11 protein-coding genes and 1 other RNA gene are annotated in these 13,577 nt (G+C 66.1%); 10 read left to right on the forward strand and 2 right to left on the reverse strand.

The window, feature by feature from the left end:
• Positions 1 to 28: 28 nt before the first annotated feature.
• The 7 genes from ggt (at position 29) to folB (ending at position 6,189) form a co-directional block, all read left to right on the forward strand.
• Positions 29 to 1,804 carry a gamma-glutamyltransferase gene (gene ggt / locus R5N89_RS03015; protein WP_110567144.1) on the forward strand — a complete coding sequence of 592 codons (1,776 nt, stop codon included), beginning with the start codon at positions 29 to 31 and terminating at the stop codon, positions 1,802 to 1,804.
• A gap of 61 nt (positions 1,805 to 1,865) precedes the next feature.
• Positions 1,866 to 1,960, forward strand: an RNA gene (gene ffs / locus R5N89_RS03020) — signal recognition particle sRNA small type.
• Positions 1,961 to 2,029: 69 nt separating this feature from the next.
• Complete coding sequence (locus R5N89_RS03025; protein ID WP_110567146.1) at positions 2,030 to 4,030, forward strand: DNA polymerase III subunit gamma/tau; 2,001 nt, start codon at positions 2,030 to 2,032, stop codon at positions 4,028 to 4,030.
• Between the two features lie 15 nt (positions 4,031 to 4,045).
• Positions 4,046 to 4,369 carry a YbaB/EbfC family nucleoid-associated protein gene (locus tag R5N89_RS03030; RefSeq protein WP_110567148.1) on the forward strand — a complete coding sequence of 108 codons (324 nt, stop codon included), beginning with the start codon at positions 4,046 to 4,048 and terminating at the stop codon, positions 4,367 to 4,369.
• A 22-nt stretch (positions 4,370 to 4,391) separates the two neighbouring features.
• Positions 4,392 to 4,988 carry a recombination mediator RecR gene (gene recR / locus R5N89_RS03035; protein WP_110567150.1) on the forward strand — a complete coding sequence of 199 codons (597 nt, stop codon included), beginning with the start codon at positions 4,392 to 4,394 and terminating at the stop codon, positions 4,986 to 4,988.
• Positions 4,985 to 5,764, forward strand: a complete 780-nt coding sequence (locus R5N89_RS03040; RefSeq protein WP_110567152.1) for an SDR family oxidoreductase — start codon at positions 4,985 to 4,987, stop codon at positions 5,762 to 5,764. The genes recR and R5N89_RS03040 overlap by 4 nt, the downstream gene beginning before the upstream one ends.
• Before the next feature lie 26 nt (positions 5,765 to 5,790).
• Positions 5,791 to 6,189, forward strand: a complete 399-nt coding sequence (gene folB / locus R5N89_RS03045; RefSeq protein WP_110567154.1) for a dihydroneopterin aldolase — start codon at positions 5,791 to 5,793, stop codon at positions 6,187 to 6,189.
• 39 nt (positions 6,190 to 6,228) lie between these two features.
• Here folB and R5N89_RS03050 read toward each other — a convergent pair whose 3' ends face one another.
• The gene (locus R5N89_RS03050; protein WP_110567378.1) at positions 6,229 to 6,567 is read right to left on the reverse strand and encodes a TIGR02300 family protein; all 339 of its coding nucleotides are present in this window, start codon (positions 6,565 to 6,567) and stop codon (positions 6,229 to 6,231) included.
• Between the two features lie 180 nt (positions 6,568 to 6,747).
• Here R5N89_RS03050 and aroA point away from each other — a divergent pair, with 180 nt between their 5' ends.
• The 3 genes from aroA (at position 6,748) to rpsA (ending at position 10,711) form a co-directional block, all read left to right on the forward strand.
• On the forward strand, positions 6,748 to 8,100 hold the full coding sequence (aroA, locus tag R5N89_RS03055) for a 3-phosphoshikimate 1-carboxyvinyltransferase (RefSeq protein WP_110567156.1): 1,353 nt from the start codon (positions 6,748 to 6,750) through the stop codon (positions 8,098 to 8,100).
• Positions 8,097 to 8,738, forward strand: coding sequence for a d(CMP) kinase (locus R5N89_RS03060; protein ID WP_110567158.1), 642 nt, complete (start codon positions 8,097 to 8,099; stop codon positions 8,736 to 8,738). Before aroA ends, R5N89_RS03060 begins: the two co-directional genes overlap by 4 nt.
• Positions 8,739 to 9,013: 275 nt before the next feature.
• Positions 9,014 to 10,711 carry a 30S ribosomal protein S1 gene (gene rpsA / locus R5N89_RS03065; RefSeq protein ID WP_078524594.1) on the forward strand — a complete coding sequence of 566 codons (1,698 nt, stop codon included), beginning with the start codon at positions 9,014 to 9,016 and terminating at the stop codon, positions 10,709 to 10,711.
• 114 nt (positions 10,712 to 10,825) lie between these two features.
• Here the strand turns inward: rpsA and R5N89_RS03070 are convergent, their stop codons facing one another.
• Entirely contained in the window at positions 10,826 to 13,516 is a 2,691-nt protein-coding gene (locus tag R5N89_RS03070) for a pitrilysin family protein (protein ID WP_208624616.1), read from the reverse strand.
• Between the last annotated feature and the right edge of the window lie 61 nt (positions 13,517 to 13,577).

A 13,577-nucleotide genomic window follows, 5' to 3' on the forward strand; every position in this document is an offset into this window, starting at 1 on the left:
TACCGACGACACCCGAGAGGAAACGCCCATGCCTTCTGCCCGTGGCCCGCACTACCGCGCGCTCCTTCTTTCATGCTTTGTCGCCGCCCTGCCGGTGGCGGGGCAGGCCGCGGTGGTGGACCCGCTGGCATTTGAGAACACGCCGGGCGGGCAGGCCATCGGCATGGCCCCCACGCCGGGGCGCAATGGCATGGTGGTCGTAGCCCAGGATCTCGCGGCGCATGTAGGGGCCGATATTCTTGCGCGTGGCGGCAACGCGGTCGATGCCGCCGTTGCGGTGGGCTACGCCATGGCGGTGGTCTACCCCGCCGCGGGCAATATCGGCGGCGGCGGGTTCATGACCCTGCGCCTGCCCGACGGGCAGGCCACCTTTGTTGATTTCCGCGAACGCGCGCCGGGGGCGGCCACCGCCACCATGTATCAGGATGCGGCGGGCCACGTCCTTGCCGGGGCCTCCACCAGGGGGTGGAAGGCTGTTGCCATTCCCGGCACCGTGGCAGGGCTGGAGCAGGTGCATGACCGGTGGGGCAAGCTGCCGCGCGCGGATGTCATGGCGCCTGCCATAACGCTGGCGCGTGACGGGTTCATCCTCAAGCCCAGCGATGCGGACCTGCTGCATACCTCCACGGCGGCCTTTGCCAAAGATCCTTATGCCAGCAGGATATTCCTGCACCCCGATGGCACGCCGCTCATGGCGGGCGAGCGGCTGGTGCAGCCTGATCTTGCCCGCACGCTCGAGCGGATCGCGCGCAAGGGGGCCAGCGGCTTTTATGAAGGGCCGGTGGCGAAAGAGATCGTCAGAAGCAGCGAAAAGGGCGGTGGCATCCTGTCGCGCAAGGATTTTGCCAGTTACCACACCCGCATGATGGCGCCGCTGACCTGCGACTATCGCGGCTATCATATTGATACGGCCCCGCCGCCGAGTGGTGGCGGTGTTGCGCTGTGCGAGATGCTCAACATCCTGTCGGGCTATGACATGCATGCGCTCGGGCTGCACACGGCCGCGGGCGTGCAGCGCGAGGTCGAGGCCATGCGCCACGCCTATGCCGACCGGCAGGACCTTGGCGACCCCGCCTTCGTCAATAACCCGATCGCGCACCTGACAGACCCGGCTTACGCAGCGCAGGTGCGCCAGCACCTGCCGGCGGGCCATGCCGTTTCCTCCGCCAGCCTGCGCCCCGGCGCGCCGGAAGGCGAGAAGGAGGAAACCACCCATTATTCCATCGCCGACCAGTCGGGCATGACGGTGGCCGTGACCTATACGCTCAATGGCTGGTTTGGCGCGGGCGTGGTGGCGGGCAGCACCGGCGTGGTCATGAATGACGAGATGGATGACTTCGCCACCCGGCCGGGCGAGCCGAACATGTTCGGTATCGTGGGCAGCCAGGCCAATGCCATAGCCCCCGGCAAGACGCCGCTTTCCTCCATGGCGCCGACCATTGTTTCGCATGATGGCCAGCCCGCCATGGTGCTCGGCAGCCCCGGCGGCTCGCGCATTCCCACCATTATCCTGTCGGTGCTGACCGGCATGGTCGATTACGGGCTCGACGTGCAGCAGGCGGTCGACCTGCCGCGCATTCATGAGCAGTGGCAGCCCGATGTGGTGCAGGTGGAACGCGGCGCGCTGTCGCCCGCTGTCATCCGCACGCTCACCCATGAAGGCTACACGGTGGAGGAACATGCGCCCTGGGGTGTTGCCGAGAGCATTCTCGTTGGTGGCCCGCGCATCGGCAAGGTAGGACAGGCGCGTTATTATGGCGGAGCCGACCTGCGCCACCAGTCCGGCGCGGCCGTGGGGGAATAAGCGTGATTTTTTTGCCCGCCCCCTTGTGCATGGGGCGGGTGTATGTGTTAGAACCCGCTCGGGAGATCGGTTGTAGACGGATACCTTGCTAACCTGGTCAGATCCGGAAGGAAGCAGCCATAGTGAGTTTCGTCCGGGTTATGGCCGGTCTCTCACCTGAAACACGTTTCTGTGCCGCCATCGCGCCGCGTACGTCATGGCCACTTCTCCAGCCCGGATGCATCAATGACCGTTTCGTCGGATCAGGATCGTTCCGAGGAGGCCGGGCTGCCTGCACCGCCCGCAGATGGCCCCGGCCTGTTTGGTGACACCCCCCCGCCATCGGCGCCCCCCGCCGTAGCTGATGCCGCACCCGCCGCGCCTTACCGCGTGCTGGCCCGCAAATATCGCCCCACCACATTCGATGACCTGATCGGTCAGGAAACCACAGTCCGCATCCTGCGCAACGCCTTTGCGCTCGGGCGTGTGGCGCATGCCTTCATGCTGACCGGCGTGCGTGGCGTGGGCAAGACCACCACGGCGCGCATCATTGCCCGTGCGCTCAACTGCACCGGGCCTGATGGCAATGGTGGCCCCACGGCGGACCCGTGCGGCGTGTGCCCCAACTGCGTGGCTATCCTCGCCGACCGCCACCCCGATGTGCTGGAGATGGATGCCGCCTCGCGCACCGGCGTGGACGACGTGCGCGAGATCATCGAGGCGACCCGTTTCCGTCCCATGCAGGGGCGCATGAAGGTCTTCATCATCGATGAGGTCCACATGCTCTCGCGCAACGCGTTCAACGCGCTGCTCAAGACGCTGGAAGAACCGCCCGCGCAGGTTACCTTCATCTTCGCCACGACCGAACTGCGCAAGGTGCCGGTCACCGTGCTGTCACGGTGCCAGACATTTGCGCTGCGCCGCGTGCCGCAGGTGGAACTCGCCGCCCATTTCGACCGCGTGGCCCGCGCCGAAAACGTCACCTTCACTCCCGATGCGCTGGCCCTGATCGCGCGCGCGGCTGATGGCTCGGTGCGTGATGGGCTGTCGCTGCTCGATCAGGCCATAGCCCAGGGCACGCTTGATGGCGAGGGCGGCACGGATGCAGCCCCCATCGGGCTGGACCTTGTGGCGGGCATGCTCGGCCTGGCCGATCGCGGGCTGGTGTTCGACCTGCTCGATGCCGTGCTGGAAGGCCGCCCCGAGCGCGCGCTGGCCATTACCGGCGATGTTTATGAGCGCGGCGGCGATCTGGGCGTGATGCTCGGCGATGTGCTGGAACTTGTGCATACCGTTTCGCGCCTCAAGGCCATTCCCGCCCTGCGCGACAACCCCGAGATGCCCGAGGCCGAGCGCCAGCGCGGTTCTGCGCTGGCCGAGCGCGTGCCGGTGCCGGTGCTGGGCCGCACCTGGCAGATGCTGCTCAAGGGCGTGGCTGAGGTCGAGCAGGCGCCTGACCGCAGGCAGGCTGCCGAGATGGTGCTGATCCGCCTGTGCTACGTGGCTGACCTGCCGCCGCCGGGCGACCTCGTGCGCCGCGTGCTGGGGCAGGATGCCGCCGCCGCACCCGTGCAGGTTTCCGCATCACCTGCCGGGCCCACGGGTGGCGGCGTGCAGGCAGGCGCATCGTCCAGTGTCACAACGGGGCCAGAGGGGGGTGGTGGCGGCGCGATCCGCATGGTGGCCAATGGTGGCGTGCGGGTGGATGCCATGCCGCAGCACGCGCCCGATATGGGCCGGGTGGAGGATGAGGCGCTTGCGCCTTCGCCACGCACATGGCGCGAGACGCTGGCGCTTGTGTCCGGGCGGGACGCCATGCTGCACGGCCATCTTTATCATGCGGTGCATCTTGTTGCGTTTGCGCCGCCGCTGATCACGATCCGGGTGGAGCGCAACAGCCTGCCCGGCCTGGCCCGGCGGCTCGAAACCTTCCTGCGCGACATGACGGGCGATGCCACATGGCAGGTCCGTCAGTCCGAGGAGGAAGGCGAGGCCACGATTGCCGAGCAGGGCGCCGAGATCATCGAGTTGTACCGTGCGCAGGCCGAGGCCCATCCGCTGGTGCAGGCGGTGCTCGCGGTCTTCCCCACCGCCCGGCTTGGCGCCGTGACCGATCATGCGCTTGATGATTACGGCCTGCCACCCGAAGAACTGGCGCTAGAAAGTCTGGCGCCAGACCTCGAATTCGCCCCTCTTGATGCCGATCTGGTAGAAGAGGATGATCTGGATGCAGATGATTTTGCCTGAGGAGAGACACGGAACATGAAAAATCTTGCCGGCCTGATGAAACAGGCCACCCAGATGCAGGCCCGCATGGAAGAAATGCAGGCCAAGCTTGAAGACATGGTCATTGAAGGCAGCGCGGGCGCTGGCATGGTCACGCTGACCATGAACGGCAAGGGCGACATGAAGTCGATCACCATCGACCCCAAGCTGGCCGATCCCGGTGAGATGGAAATGCTGCAGGATCTGATCCTTGCCGCCAGCGCCGATGCCCGCAAGAAGCTCGACGCCACTGCCAGCGAGGAAATGAAGAAGGTCACTGGTGGCCTGAACCTGCCGGGCGGGATGAAATTCCCGTTCTGAGCCATGGCGCGGGAGGGGATGCATGAGCGGGCGGGGTGAGATTGACCGGCTGGTGACCCTGCTGGGCCGCCTGCCGGGGCTCGGGCCCCGCTCGGCCCGCCGGGCGGCGCTGGCCCTGCTGCGCCAGCCCCATGCCCGCATGCTGCCGCTTGCACAGGCCATGGAGCAGGCGGCGCGCGCCGTGCGCACCTGCTCGACCTGCGGCAATCTGGACACGACCGATCCCTGCGCCATCTGCGCCGACCCCACCCGCGATGCGGGGCTGGTGTGCGTGGTGGAGAATGTAGGTGATTTGTGGGCGCTCGAGCGCGCGGGCGTGCATCGCGGCGTGTATCAGGTGCTTGGCGGCACACTGTCGGCCCTATCCGGCATCGGGCCGGATGACCTGAACGTGCAGCCGTTGCTTGACCGCATTGCCCAAGGCGGCGTGCGCGAAGTGATCCTGGCCTTGGGTGCCACGGTGGAAGGGGCCACCACCATGCACTGGCTGCATGAACGGCTGGCTCGGTTCGACATCAAGATCAGCCGTGTGGGGCAGGGCGTGCCGGTAGGGGGCGCGCTTGATGTGCTTGATGATGGCACGCTGGCCGCCGCCATCATGGCGCGCAGGCCCGCATGAGCATGGTCTGGCCCGTGCCTGCCGGTATGCCGCGCGTAGCCCTTGTTACCGGCGGGGCGGCCCGTCTTGGCCGCGCCATTGCGCTGGAACTGGCGCGCGCGGGCTTTGATGTTGCGCTGCATTACAACACCTCCGCACAGGCGGCGGAACAGACCGCCGCCGGGATCCACGCGCTGGGCCGCAGGGCCGTGCTGCTGCCCGCCGATCTGGCGCAGGAGACAATGGTCACGCCGCTCATGGCCGAGGCGACCCGCAAGCTTGGCCCGGTGGGCGTGCTGGTCAACAACGCCAGCGTGTTCATGCGCGATGAATGGGACAGCGCGACAAGGGCAGGGTGGGATGCCCACATGGAGCCCAACACCCGCGCGCCGTTCGTGCTGATGCAGGAATTCGCCCGCCTGCTGCCCGAGAGCGCGCAGGGCATGGTGCTGAACATGCTTGATGAGCGCGTATGGTCGCTCACGCCTCATTTTGTCAGCTATACCGTGTCCAAGGCGGCGTTGTGGACCCTGACGCAGACCATGGCGCTCGCACTTGCTCCACGCCAGATTCGCGTCAACGCCATCGGTCCCGGCCCCGTGCTGCCCACGCCAAGGCAGACGGCGGAACAGTTTGCCCGCCAGTGCGCTTCCGTGCCGCTAGGCCAGGGTGCAACACCCGATGAGATCGCGCGCGCGGCCCTGTCGCTTGTGTGCCTGCCATCGGTTACCGGGCAGATGCTCGCCCTTGATGGCGGACAGCACATGCAGTGGTCGCCCGCCCCCCCCGTGCGCTGACCCTCTCCCGACTGACAGGAAGAACCATGTCCGTATTCCCGCCGTGGAATGAACCCGACCACCTGCGCTGCCTGTTCGTGCGCAATATGGTGCTTGATGCCCGTATCGGCGTGTTTGAACACGAGCAGGGCGTGACCCAGCGCATTCGCGTCAATGTGATGTTTGGCGTGCCCGACAGCGCCTCGCTGGAGGTGGGGGCGGATGATCTGGCCCGCACTGTATCATATGAACGTGTGGTGCTGCTGGTGCGCGAACTGGTGGGGCAAGGGCACATAGCCCTGGTAGAAACGCTGGCCGAGCGAATCGCGGCTGGCGTGCTGGCGGAAAAGCGCGTGCGCATCACGCGCGTCAGCATCGAAAAACTCGACATTTTCGATGATGCCGAATCGGTTGGCGTCGAGATCGAGCGCCGCAACCCCGCCTGATGCAAAAACGGCCCGGAGCGTGCTCCGGGCCGGTCAGGCTCAGTTGTCGTGGTCGTCCTTGTCGGTTTTTACGTCGATGTCAGCGCTGCTGATGTCGTCGTCATCATCGTCGTCAAGGCCTGCGTCATCCGGCAGAACGGCGTCGGAATCCTCATCCGCATCGGCGTCGAGATCGACATCCACGTCGTTATCGACCGCGTTCTCGCCGGTCTTGGGCTTGGATTCGGGGGCAGCTTCCACCGGGCGGCGCAGGCGGGGCAGTTCCACGGGCTGTTCAGCGCCGCATTTGGGGCAGACGGCCGGATTCTTGTTCAGATCGTAGAAACGGGCGCTGCAGGAGACACAGACACGTTTGGTGCCGAGGTTGGACTGAGCCATCTTGAACCTGTCGATCCTGTTTTTAATGATGAATGGAGCCACCGTATCCGGAAGTGGCAAAAGGCGCAGCCCCATGCCAGTTTGCGCGGCTGATGTCAAACATTGCCCCCGCATCCCGGCATCCCGATCATGCCGATCTGTGATTGACTTTGTCACCCGGAATACGGAATGGGATGCGTTATGAAAACCGATCATGCCCCTTCTTCCGTTCGCGCGCTGACGGTTCATGCCCCGCGCGCGCCCCTGTCCGGTTCGGTCCATGTGCCGGGTGACAAGTCGATCAGCCACCGCTCGCTGATGTTTGCCGCCCTCGCGCGCGGCACGACCCACATCACCGGCCTGCTGGAAGGCGAGGACGTGCTGCGTACCGCCGATGCCATGCGTGCCCTTGGCGCCGACATCACCCGCGAGGGTGCGGGGCAGTGGCGCGTGCAGGGCTGCGGGCTCGACGGGCTGCGTGAACCGGCCGATGTGCTGGACATGGGCAATTCCGGCACGGCGGCACGCCTGCTGTCGGGCATTCTGGCCAGCCACGGCTTCACCTCGGTCATGACGGGCGATGCCAGCCTGCGCGGCCGCCCGATGAAGCGCGTGACCGACCCGCTGGCCGCCACGGGGGCAACCTTCCTCTCGCGCCACGGCGGGCGGCTGCCGCTGGCCATTGCGGGCAACGCCAACCCGCCGCCGCTGGCCTACCGGCTGCCGGTAGCCTCGGCACAGGTCAAGTCCGCCGTGCTGCTGGCCGGGCTGAACGCGGTGGGCGAGACACGGGTGGAAGAGCCAGTTGCCACCCGCGACCATACGGAAAACATGCTGCGCCACTTTGGCGCGCAGGTGCAGGTCGAACCCATGGGTGCGGGCGGGCGTGTCATCACCCTTCAGGGCCGCCCCGACCTTGTGGCGCGTGACATCGTGGTGCCGGGCGATCCGTCCTCGGCTGCCTTCGTGCTCGTCGCGGCCCTGCTGGTGCCCGGCTCGAGCGTGCGCGTGCAGGGCGTGGGGCTGAACCCGCTGCGCACCGGGCTGTTCACCTCGCTGCGCGAGATGGGGGCCGACCTTGCCATCAGCAACGAGCGCATTGAAGGCGGCGAACCCGTGGGCGACCTGACCGCGACCGCAGGCGCGCTGCATGGCGTGGACGTGCCCGCCATCCGCGCGCCGTCAATGATCGATGAATATCCGGTTCTGGCCGTGGCCGCCGCCCATGCTGCGGGGCAGTCGCGCTTTCGCGGGCTGGAGGAGCTGCGCGTGAAGGAAAGCGACCGCCTTGCCGCCACAGTGGCGCTGCTTGAGGCCAACGGCATCAAGGTGGACGTGGTGGGCGATGACATGATCGTGCACGGCACCGGCGGCGCCATTCCCGGTGGCGGGCTGGTCGAGACCCGCATGGACCACCGCCTGGCCATGAGCGCCATCGTGATGGGCCTTGCAGCACAAAAGCCGGTCAGCGTGGATGACACCGCCTTCATCGACACGAGCTTCCCCGGATTCGTGGGGCTGATGAACAGCATCGGTGCGGGGCTTGCGGCATGACGCAGCGCCTGGTCATAGCGGTTGACGGCCCGGCCGCTGCGGGCAAGGGCACGCTGGCCCGCAGCCTGGCCGAGGCGCTGGGCCTGCCCTATCTCGATACCGGCCTGCTCTACCGCGCCACCGGGCGGCGCATGATCGATGCGGGCCACGACCCCGCCACCGCCCCGGCGGAGGAATTTGCGGCGGGTGTCGGCATGGAAGACCTGCGCCGCACCGACCTGCGCGTGCCCGAGGTGGACCGCGCCGCAAGCCTCGTCGCGGCCCAGCCCGCCGTGCGCCGGATGCTCGTTGATGTGCAGCGCCGCTTTGCCGGCGCCCATGGCGCGGTGCTCGACGGGCGCGATATCGGCACGGTCATTTTTCCCGATGCGCAGGTCAAGCTCTACATCACCGCTTCGGCCCGCACGCGCGCCGAGCGGCGATGGGAGCAGATGGCCACCGACCTCAACGCCCCTGACCGCGCGGCGCAGATAGCGCAGGTGGAGCGCGAGATCGCCGCGCGTGACGCCGCCGATTCCGCCCGCGCCACCGCGCCCTTGCGCCCGGCGGAGGATGCCGTGCATATCGAGACCGACCACCTCGATGCCGCCGCCGTGCTGGCCGAGGCCCTGCGGATCGTGGCGCTAAGGACGCGATAGCGCGCTTTTGTGCGCGAACCCTTGGCCCCCGGCACGGTTTTTATTGACATCCGCCGCCCATAGGGTGTCTGTGCTGAGCGGTATATGCCCCGCGCGCCTGCGTTGGGGCATGGCATTTCAACATCTGGCCCGCAGGCGTGCCGCGACCGTGTCGTGGCGGGGAGCCCGGGCAAGCCGTTCCCATGTTACCGCGCAGGCGGGCAGGCGGGGGCGCAGGATTGTCCACATCCACCGCCGCGCGGTCGTGATGTGGTTACAGGATTTACGAGTAACTCATGGCTTCAGCCACAACACAGCCCGTCGAGAACTTTGCCGATCTCCTCGAGGAAACCCTCGGTCGCGATTCCGCGTTTGACGGTTCCGTCGTCACCGGTCGCGTCGTTCGCCTGACGGATGAATACGCCATCGTCGATGTCGGCCTGAAAAGCGAAGGGCGCGTTTCCCTCAAGGAATTCGGCCCGCCGGGCGTTACCCCCGATGTCAAGCCGGGTGATGTCATCGAACTGTTCGTCGAGCGGTACGAAGATCGTGACGGGTCCATCGTCCTGTCGCGCGAGAAGGCCCGCCGCGAGGAAGCCTGGTCGAACCTTGAAAAGGCGTTCGAAGGCAACCAGCGCGTCAACGGCACCATCTATGGCCGCGTCAAGGGTGGCTTCACCGTCGACCTCGGCGGCGCGATGGCGTTCCTGCCCGGCTCGCAGGTCGATATCCGCCCCGTGCGCGATGTGACCCCGCTGATGGGCGTGCCCCAGCCGTTCCAGATCCTGAAGATGGACCGCGCACGCGGCAACATCGTCGTGTCGCGTCGCGCCGTGCTCGAAGAGACCCGTGCGGAGCAGCGCAGCGAGCTGATCCAGGGCCTGAAGGAAGGTATGATCCTCGATGGCGTGGTCAAGAACATCACCGATTACGGTGCGTTCGTTGATCTTGGCGGCGTCGATGGCCTGCTGCATGTGACCGATATCGCATGGAAGCGCATCAACCACCCGTCCGAGGCGCTGCAGATCGGCCAGCCGGTCCGCGTGCAGGTCATCCGCTTCAACCCCGACACGCAGCGTATCTCGCTGGGCATGAAGCAGCTTGAGGCTGACCCGTGGGAGAACGTGGCGATCAAGTACCCGCCGGGTGCCCGCTACACCGGTCGCGTCACGAACATCACCGACTACGGTGCGTTCGTCGAGCTCGAGCCGGGCGTCGAAGGCCTGGTGCACGTGTCCGAGATGTCCTGGACGAAGAAGAACGTCCATCCGGGCAAGATCGTCGCCACTTCTCAGGAAGTCGATGTGATGGTTCTGGATGTGGACAGCGCGAAGCGCCGCATCTCGCTGGGCCTGAAGCAGGTGCAGCGCAACCCGTGGGAGCAGTTCGCCGAGGAACACAAGGTTGGTTCCGTGGTGGAAGGCGAGATCCGCAACATCACCGAGTTCGGCCTGTTCATCGGCCTGTCCGCCGACATCGATGGCATGGTTCACATGTCCGACCTGTCGTGGGACGAGCCGGGCGAAGTCGCCATGAGCCACTACGAGAAGGGCCAGGTCGTAAAGGCCAAGGTTCTGGACGTGGACGTGGAGAAAGAGCGTATCTCGCTGGGCATCAAGCAGCTGCATGAAGACCCCGCCGCTGACACGCTGAGCAAGGTGCAGAAGGGTGCGGTCGTGACCTGCATCGTTACCGCGGTGCAGGCGAACGGCATCGAGGTGAAGGTTGACGACGTTCTGACCGGCTTCATCCGCCGTGCGGAACTGGCCCGTGACAAGGCCGACCAGCGCCCCGAGCGCTTCGCCGTTGGCGAACGCGTCGATGCGAAGGTCGTGTCGGTTGACCGCGCAGCCCGCAAGCTGGCCCTGACCATCCGCGGCCGTGAGGTCGAGGAAGACAAGCAGGCGATCTCCGACTACGGTTCTTCCGATAGCGGTGCTTCGCTGGGTGACATTCTGGGTGCCGCGATCCGTCGCCGTAACGCCGAGAGCTGATCCGAGCCACAGGTTCTGGCCCGCGCATGCGTGGGCTGGAGCCGGGCATGAAAAAGGGCGGTGCAGAAATGCACCGCCCTTTTTTTATGTCGAGAGAGAAGAAAAAAAGTTTTTTTACCGTGTTGCAGGCGGTCCCTTAATGATCTCGGCCAGATCGTCAGGACGGATCCATTTGCGGAAGGCATCGCGGATCGCCTCGGCACTCAGGGTGTAATAGGCCTGGGCTGCAATATCGTTCTGGTTGAGCGGCAGGCCAAGATCGCTGAAATGCAGGTAACCTGCCGCGATGGTGTCGAGGCTGGCTGATTGCAGCGCCAGGCCGCGCAGCATGCCCGCGCGCGCCATGGCCAGTTCATCCGCGCTGACAGGCTGGGCCTGCATGGCGGTGATGTCCTGTATCGCAGCACGCCGTGCGGCATCCACCTTCTGCGGGTCAGCGCCGAACGAAATGCTGTAGGCCGCGCGCTGGCGCTTCCATGTCAGGTGGCTGCGCACGGTATAGACATAGCCGGTGCGCACCCGCAGGTCGCGATACAGACGGGATGAAAAGCCCGAGCCCAGAATCTCGTTGCCCAGGTTGAGCGCGAAATGCTCCGGGTTGCTTGCCGTCAGCCCAAGGCTTTCGGGCAGGGAAACCGTGGCCTGCGTGCTTGATGGGTCGGGCACGCGGGTCACGCTGGCCCTGCTGTCGGGGCGCGGCGGCAGGTCAACTGCGGGCGTGGGGCCGGTGGCCCGCCATGCGCCAAAGGTGCGGGCAATGGCCTTGTAGGCGGCATCGGGCGTGATGTCGCCGGTAATGACGATGGTGGTCAGGTCAGGCCGATAGGCGGCGGCGTAAAAGGCACGGCAGTCCGCTACATTCAGCTTCATGATGCCTGCAGGCTCGGCCTGCCGCAGCGACGGATCGCCCTTGGGCGAGACAGCGGCCTGCATTGCACGGCCAAACAGATAGTCAGGCGAATGCAGCAGCCCGGACAGCGAGGCCGCCGCATTGGCCTGCACCACCTTGAAAGCCGCTTCGGGCAGGGCGGGGTGCAGTTCATTTTCCGCCAGCAGGTCAAGTCCGCGCCCGAAATCGGGGGTGAGCACGCTCAGGCTGAAATCGGAGCCCGCGCTTTCCGTTGCGGCAATATCATCAAGCGCCTTTTGCAAGCCGATCCGGTCATGCGTGGTGCTGCCGTAGCGGAACATCTCATCGGTGATGTCGGCAATGCCTTCCTTGCCCTTTGGTTCCTGCATGTCCTCATTCTGGCGGATGGTGCCGTACAGGCTGACCGTATGGCTGACATTGGCCGGGCGCACGATCAGGCGCAGCCCGTTGGGCAATGTAAAGGCGGCAGGCTGGGCGGAGGGCGTGGGGGCGGTCACGCCCATCAGGCTGTCATTGGCCCATTGCGGCAGGCTGACGGGGTGATCGGGTGTCGCGGCAAAGGATTCCGAGCCGCCAAAACCCTTGCCCTCAACCGGATGGCCACCATCACGCGGGGTAAGGATGGCGGTAATGGATTGCTGCGGGTCAAGCACCTGCCGGGCCAGGCGGTTGACATCCTCCGGGGTTACGGCGGCAAAGGCGGTGGCTTCATCATCGGGCGATTGCAGGCCCATGATGGCCTGTGCCTCCGACCAGCTTTCCGCAAGACCCGCAATGCTGTTGGCGGCAAAACCGAGCTGGGCCAGTTCCTTGCGTTTCGCGGCGTCTACCAGATCGGCGGGCACGCCGTTTTCACGCAGGGTTTTCAGTATTTCCTGCATGCGGGCCTGCAGGGGGGCTGCCTCGCCGCCCTTGGGGAAGGCAGCAATGGCAATGCCGATGCCTGCATCCGCCTTGGTGACGAAATCGAAGCTCGACAGCAGCGCGCGGCCCTGCGGCACGAGTTCGTACAATGCTCCGCGCTGGCTGCACAGTACATCGGCCAGAATGCGGGCGGCGGCATAATCATGGCTGTTCTGGCCGGGCATGCGGCTGGCAATGGCCACCAGCCCCACCGGGTAATCGGTGGGGAAGTGCAGTGTCTGGGCATGGACCGGGCCGGGGTGGACCTGCGGGCGGGCAGGCAGCGCGCGGGCGGGAATGGCGCTAAAGGCCGCGCGCACCTGCGCCATGGCGCGGGCGGGGTCAACATCACCGGCAATGACCAGAATGGCGTTGTTGGGCGCGTACCAGTCGCGGTAGAACCGGCGCAGCAGGGCGGTATCAGTCTTGTCAAAGGATGGCCTGCTGCCCAGCGCATCATGCTCATAGGGCGTGCCCGCGAACAGGATGGATTGCAGCCGGGCCAGATACACATAGCCGGGGCTCGACAGATCGCGTGAGACTTCCTGCTCGATCGCGCCGCGCTCATGCGCCCAGTCATCAGCCGCCAGTGTCAGGCCCTTCATGCGCAGGGCTTCGATATGCAGCAGCACGTCAAGGTTTTCCGCCGGGGCGGTATAAAAGAACTGCGTTACGTTTTCCGTCGTGTCGGCATTGTAGTTGCCGCCCAGCCGCGCCCCGATGGCGGCAAGCTGGTCGCGGTCCAGCCCCTCGCTGCCACGGAACATCATGTGCTCGAGCGCATGCGCCGTGCCGGGAAAGCCCGCCGGTGCGGCGGCCGAACCGGCCAGATAGTTGATCTCGGTGCTCACAACCGGGGCCAGCCGGTCGGGCACGATCACGACCCGCAGCCCGTTGGGCAGGGTGGCCTGCACCGGCATGTCGGGCTGGGGCGCGGCACTTGCGGCCCGCGCGGGGGGCAGCGTGGCAAGGGCGCTCCCACATAACAGGAGGGAGAGACATAATGTCTTGGAAAACAGGCGTGCTATCATGCCACAAGGTTACGCCGCTTTGCGGGCGGGGGCCAGTTCGCGTGTTGCGCTGCCAGCCATG

It is taken from the genome of Komagataeibacter sucrofermentans DSM 15973, from assembly GCF_040581405.1.
Taxonomy (GTDB): Bacteria; Pseudomonadota; Alphaproteobacteria; order Acetobacterales; family Acetobacteraceae; genus Komagataeibacter; species Komagataeibacter sucrofermentans.

Excerpts from the sequence above, each read along its gene's own strand:
- R5N89_RS03030 (WP_110567148.1), top strand. The coding sequence starts at position 4,046 with ATGAAAAATCTTGCCGGCCTGATGAAACAGGCCACCCAGATGCAGGCC.
- R5N89_RS03070 (WP_208624616.1), bottom strand. The coding sequence starts at position 13,516 with ATGATAGCACGCCTGTTTTCCAAGACATTATGTCTCTCCCTCCTGTTA.
- aroA (WP_110567156.1), top strand. The coding sequence starts at position 6,748 with ATGAAAACCGATCATGCCCCTTCTTCCGTTCGCGCGCTGACGGTTCAT.
- folB (WP_110567154.1), top strand. The coding sequence starts at position 5,791 with ATGTCCGTATTCCCGCCGTGGAATGAACCCGACCACCTGCGCTGCCTG.
- rpsA (WP_078524594.1), top strand. The coding sequence starts at position 9,014 with ATGGCTTCAGCCACAACACAGCCCGTCGAGAACTTTGCCGATCTCCTC.
- R5N89_RS03025 (WP_110567146.1), top strand. The coding sequence starts at position 2,030 with ATGACCGTTTCGTCGGATCAGGATCGTTCCGAGGAGGCCGGGCTGCCT.
- R5N89_RS03060 (WP_110567158.1), top strand. The coding sequence starts at position 8,097 with ATGACGCAGCGCCTGGTCATAGCGGTTGACGGCCCGGCCGCTGCGGGC.
- ggt (WP_110567144.1), top strand. The coding sequence starts at position 29 with ATGCCTTCTGCCCGTGGCCCGCACTACCGCGCGCTCCTTCTTTCATGC.
- R5N89_RS03040 (WP_110567152.1), top strand. The coding sequence starts at position 4,985 with ATGAGCATGGTCTGGCCCGTGCCTGCCGGTATGCCGCGCGTAGCCCTT.
- recR (WP_110567150.1), top strand. The coding sequence starts at position 4,392 with ATGAGCGGGCGGGGTGAGATTGACCGGCTGGTGACCCTGCTGGGCCGC.
- R5N89_RS03050 (WP_110567378.1), bottom strand. The coding sequence starts at position 6,567 with ATGGCTCAGTCCAACCTCGGCACCAAACGTGTCTGTGTCTCCTGCAGC.